This is a genomic window from Deltaproteobacteria bacterium (assembly GCA_020845775.1).
Taxonomy (GTDB): Bacteria; Bdellovibrionota_C; UBA2361; order SZUA-149; family JADLFC01; genus JADLFC01.
The window spans coordinates 1-5,471 of sequence record JADLFC010000161.1; the positions used below are offsets into that span (position 1 = coordinate 1).

Consider the following 5,471-nt stretch of genomic DNA (forward strand, 5'->3'; position numbering starts at 1 on the left):
CCAAACGCTTGCTCAGCAAATTCATGCACGACATGGGCCTGAATATTCCCAGCAGCGGCTATTGCGATGCGTTTGCCACAAAGCATTTCCCGCAAGCGAGATTTTATATCCGTCTCTGTAAATTTCTCTAATGACTCAAGGGTGCCACAAACCGGTAACGCCAATCCCGACGAGGGCCAAAACTTCTCCGTAAATTTTTGAAAGACAACATCTAGGGGATCATCCTCGGCTTCCAAAATCTCCTGTCTAATTATATCCTTCTCTATTGCAATGTCTTCGGCTACAAAGCTATTGCGAAACAAGAGTTCCTGAAAAAAATCCATTAAATCGCCAGCCCGCTCACACGGCACAAGCCCAAACAAGCAACAACTATCTGGATCGGTAAGCGCATTTATCTCACCACCTAATGAATCGATTTCCGCTGCTATGTCCTTTGGCGACTTGGTGGTTGTTCGCTTGAAGAGCAAATGTTCCACTAGATGCGTAATTCCAGAATTCTCAGCCATCTCCTCGCGCGCTCCGGCTTTGAAGCAAATGCCTAAAACCACAGTGCGACAATAGCTAGCACTGTCCACCAAAACAGTGACACCATTATCCAGAACCGATTTAACTACGCCCCCTGAGGTGTCCTTAAATACTTTTTGCTCAGACAAACAAGACTCCCTTCCACTTTCTACAGCTTCGCCATCAACGCCTATCTACGATGAGCAACCTTTATTGCATAGATTTGATGTTTTTGCTATGAGCTACAGGAAACTCTCGGCTATAACGACAATTAGAGGATAACACTTGGAAAAAGGCTTTATTACTCCACGGATTCTTAAAGGTTTTAGAGATTTTCTTCCCGACACTGCTTTTGCTAGACAGTGTCTTATTAGAAAGCTAGAGAAAGTATTCTTGTCGTTTGGCCTGTCTCCTATCGATACTCCCGCACTCGAGTACGCGGATATCCTTCTCGGCAAAGGTTCTGAAGAAACAGATAAGCAGCTATACAGATTTCTCGATAATGGCGAGCGCGACGTGGCCCTGCGCTTTGACCTTACGGTGCCACTCGCGCGTTTTGCAGCCATGCACCTAAACGAGCTAGATTTACCCTTTAGGCGCTATCATATAGCCCCAGTCTGGCGCGCTGAAAAACCCCAAAAGGGCCGCTATCGAGAGTTCATGCAGTGCGATTTTGATATAATTGGGACCGCATCTGCATATGCAGATGCCGAGATCATAGCCATAATACACAGCTCATTAAGCGCGCTTAGCGTAAAGCATAGGATTCGCATTAACAACAGAAGTATTTTAAATGGTTTTTTAGAGAGTTTAGGAGCTAAAGAGCACGCAACTCATATACTTCGCGCGATCGATAAGTTGGATAAACTGGGAAATAACGTCGTCGCCGAAGAGCTATCGACCAATGCTGGCCTGGATACTAGCAGCATCGATAAGATTTTTAACTTTTTATCAATTTCTCGGGGCCAATGCGACAACGAGGAGATTATTTCCAAGCTACAAAGCTTTTTAGCAGATAGCGAGTTAGCGCTTCAAGCTGTAAACGAACTGGACAACTTGAGCGGTCTTCTAAGTGCTTTTAGTCTAGGGGACGAAGATTATTCTTTCGATTTATCCATCGCTAGAGGGCTAGATTACTACACAGGAATTGTTTTTGAAACGGTTTGCTGCGACTTGCCGCAAATCGGTTCCATTTGCTCTGGTGGGCGTTATGATAACTTGGCGAGTCTCTATACTAAAGCCAAACTCCCCGGCGTTGGAGCTTCGATTGGCTTAGATCGCCTACTTGCGGCCCTAGAAGAGCTACACGAACTTTCGCAGTACAAACCTTCGCCGGAGGTATTGGTTACTCTTATGGATGATGATTGCACACATCACTCTATTAAGATTTCTCATATATTGAGAGAAGCTGGTATTTCGACAGAACTTTTTCTCGAGCCTAACAAAAAACTTGCTTCACAACTAAAATACGCGGACAAAAAGCACTTTGCACTAGTAGTTATAGCTGGTGAGCGCGAAGCGGAGCAACATTGCTGTAGCATCAAGGACATGCGCGTGGGCGAGCAGAGGGACGGCGTTCTACTCTCGGAACTAGTAGAGGTGACAAAGCAAATGCTTGAACGCGTAACGGCTTAGACATGCTTACACTATCTATCAAGAATTTTAAACTCAACCTAACCATAGGAGCACACTGCAGAGAGCGAGACACTAAGCAGGACGTGTTTATAAACCTAGATATTTCGCTAAACCCACTTGGCGCAATAAAAGATGATGACTTGAATAATACGGTTGACTACTACGAGCTAAGTAACAAAATCATCGCTAGGGTGAAAGACTCAAAATTTTACCTAATTGAAACGCTAGCGAGTTACATTCTAGACATTGTATTCGAAGAAAGCAAAATAATTGAAGCGAACATCGAACTCGTTAAGCCGCAAGCGTTAACTTGCGCCCAATCAGTTTCCGTTAAACTCCGGCGAACCCGTTAAATCAGTCGGCTTTACTATCTTAAAACCCTTCTTTACCTCCCCCAATACTTTACCAACCGTATCATGGGGCCTTACCTCCACCTCGGACATGCGAATTTGCACAGTTCCATATCCCCGCTCACTCTCCGAGCTGTCTTCTAACGCCGCCGCAAGCGAGCGCCTTAGTTCGTATTCGGCAAACACGCGATAGTTTCCCTTAGCTTCTCTTCCGAGCTCCTTTGCCAACAACTCATTCATCTGGTGTCTCATAGCCTCAATAGTAGAATTGAGGTCATCAAATTTTGCCCGATTATTTACAACTATAATTAGTCCTCCTCCACTATCTCTAATTCTCACTTCAGTATCAAAGTGCTCTTTAGCAATATTGGCAAACTTTCTAAATAGCTCATCGGCACGAGTAGAGCCCAGTTGATTATTGATAGCTCCAAAGGCAGTGATATCCGGCTCGATAAATAGCATTTTTTTGGGCTCACTTAGGGAAAACACATCCTTGGCGCGAAATGGCGAAACTAAACCATAGCGCAAATTCCCCGAAGAAGAGGGGTCGGTGCAACATGCCTTAATAAACTTGTTCTTGATGCTTGAAACCTCATACTCTGCACTTTTTAGCTCATTTAAGGCATCACTGTATAACTTCTCCACTTTCTCTGTGCCAAGAATTGCCTCTTCGTCCGAAGCGCGAAGGACAATTGAGTCAGGGATGCTGCCTATTGAGGTAAGTGTTCCTTTTCCTTCCTTAGCGTCATGAATTTGCCTATCTGTTTCGGCAATTGCCCTATACATGGTCTGTGGATCTAAATCGCGTCCTACCTTAACGGCTCCTACTGAAAGTCCCATAATGCTTACGGGCCTTTCGTCAACATTTATGCCGCGTTTTTCGATCCGTCGCCTAGCTATTGCTAAAACCAAATCTCCGCTACTTAAGCGAGAGTTGTTAGAGTTTTTAGAACTTTCTTTAATTGCAGCTATCTCATCCTGAGAATATCCTTCTTTAGCGAGCTTTTGTTCTAAAATCCTAAAATAGCCATCATGACCAAAGTCATCCTGCATTTCAGTCTTAACTTCTTGAAACACCTTTCGCATTTCTCGTCGCACAAGGCTTAGCAACTCCGCAGCCTTCACCCGTGGATCGCTCATCTTAAATATAGAGTCTCTATAATCTTCGACGGCATTGACAAAACTAGCCACCTTTTCCAGAGTTTCTCGCGGATTCTTGCTGTCATGACCGATTATAATGCCAAGCTCATCACCTCCCATGCGAACTAACACCGCATCTGATCCAAGCGTCTTCTTGGCAGCCTTCTTTATCGAAGCGAGTAGTTTGTTCACCTCCTCGCTCATATGACCATAGCCTTTGGGATTTTCCGGAGCAAAAAGCTCACCTGCGATTTTTTTATTAGCCGGCCCCATATTGTTAAAATCGAGGCCTACAAACACTTTTTCGCCGGGAATGTCTTGGCTGATTTTGCTTAGAGCTGTTTTAGAATTAATAACTGCTCTAGTGGGAAGCTTAGTTCGCTCATCTAAAATCTCTGTCGGGTGCTGGATGATCCCTTTCTTTATCAGGCGCTCGAGATCGCCCTTGGTGACAATGGGACCTAGGTCGAGCTTATGATTTAACCCCGCAGTCCGCTGTTTCGTAAGCTCGTGGCTAAACCTTCCCTGAATCGCTGAAGTTAGGCAGTTCTTAAGCGAATCTCTAAACTCTTCTGCCGACAACTCTTGGCCCGAAAGCTTGGCGCGCGATAAAACAGCCGCTAAGCCAATCGAAAAATCTGCCGCGCTATCGCCTAACTCACTTATTGGCTTTAATAGCCCCCGAACTCCTCCAGCTCCCAGTCTGCCTCCCACATGTCCCGCCACCGCACCTTCTAAAGTGCTCCAGGCCGCATCGCTTAGCATTTCCTTAAGATCCAAGCCTCTAGTTCGTGCAAACTGATTCCACAATAATTTCTTATTCTCGTCGTTAGGCAGGTTCCCAAACTGCTCCGAAAACTCATAGACTGCATCGATATAGCGCTCCCCCATTGAACTTAGACTTGAAGTAAGAGATGCACTCGCCCCCGCACCTGCGCCCACCATACCACTCCCCGCGCTAGTTAGCGCCATTTGGCCGCCCAAATAGGAAACGACTTTACTTGCTACACCACTAGCAACCATCGCTCCCGCTGCAATTTGCGCTGACTGAAGTCGCGCTTCATTTCCATCCTCCACAACTTTATTAATCGCCTCATCAAAGGTGGGCGGGTTTTCAGACAGAAAATGCGAGCCAAGATTCTTTGCCGCACTTTGAAGCGTTTTTACAAAAGTGCCGCTTTCTACCGCTAACCAATATCTACATAATAGAGAGGCAAGAGGACGACTTGCCATGTTAGCCGCCGCAAACGCTCCATTATAAATGGGCACGCATACGGCACAGTATTGCATAGTATCGTAAAGAACTTGCACCCCACTTTCCCCCCACCCGAGCACTTGATCGACCTTCCCCCACTTCTCTCCCTCCTTACGACACTCCTCCATTTCCTGACGAAGCTCCGCATTGCTCTTCTCAGGCACTACCAAGGAGTCAAGTTTAGCGGACGCGGTGCCGCCCAAGCTCGGATCAACAGGTACCGCGCCAGTAGGCTCGGGAACCCTAACTTCTTTGCTCGAAAACTGCGACAAGCGAGACCTTACATGAACTTCTAAAGCGGAATAATAAGAGAAACGTCCACAACGTCCTCCCTCCCTAACTGATCCCCAAATCAGCTAAAATGCCGATTCTGCTTCACATTTTTCCAGCTCAAAAAAGCAGGAGAAAAATATGGCCTAAAACCGTGAACTTATGCTAACTTTTATAATCTACTCGCGCCGAAGCCCAAATGCTTTTGGCCGCCCATCTGTTCTTTACCATTCCCCATATTGAGCAAATTATCACCATCTGCGCCTCTGTTAAGGAAGTGGATTTTAGCGATGCTCTTAACAGAGGCCAGAGAGAAA

General features: G+C 45.9%; 4 protein-coding genes. 2 read left to right on the forward strand and 2 right to left on the reverse strand.

The window, feature by feature from the left end; all coding sequences use genetic code 11:
• A partial coding sequence (locus IT291_10410) for an insulinase family protein (GenBank protein ID MCC6221639.1) occupies positions 1-653 on the reverse strand: 653 nt, incomplete at its 3' end.
• Positions 654-804: 151 nt separating this feature from the next.
• Here IT291_10410 and hisS point away from each other — a divergent pair.
• Together hisS and IT291_10420 are read left to right on the forward strand one after the other, a co-directional pair.
• Positions 805-2,139, forward strand: a complete 1,335-nt coding sequence (gene hisS / locus IT291_10415) for a histidine--tRNA ligase (GenBank protein ID MCC6221640.1) — start codon at positions 805-807, stop codon at positions 2,137-2,139.
• A 2-nt stretch (positions 2,140-2,141) separates the two neighbouring features.
• Complete coding sequence (locus tag IT291_10420; GenBank protein MCC6221641.1) at positions 2,142-2,492, forward strand: dihydroneopterin aldolase; 351 nt, start codon at positions 2,142-2,144, stop codon at positions 2,490-2,492.
• Here the strand turns inward: IT291_10420 and IT291_10425 are convergent.
• Entirely contained in the window at positions 2,460-5,156 is a 2,697-nt protein-coding gene (locus tag IT291_10425) for a hypothetical protein (protein ID MCC6221642.1), read from the reverse strand. The genes IT291_10420 and IT291_10425 overlap by 33 nt on opposite strands.
• Positions 5,157-5,471: the final 315 nt, after the last annotated feature.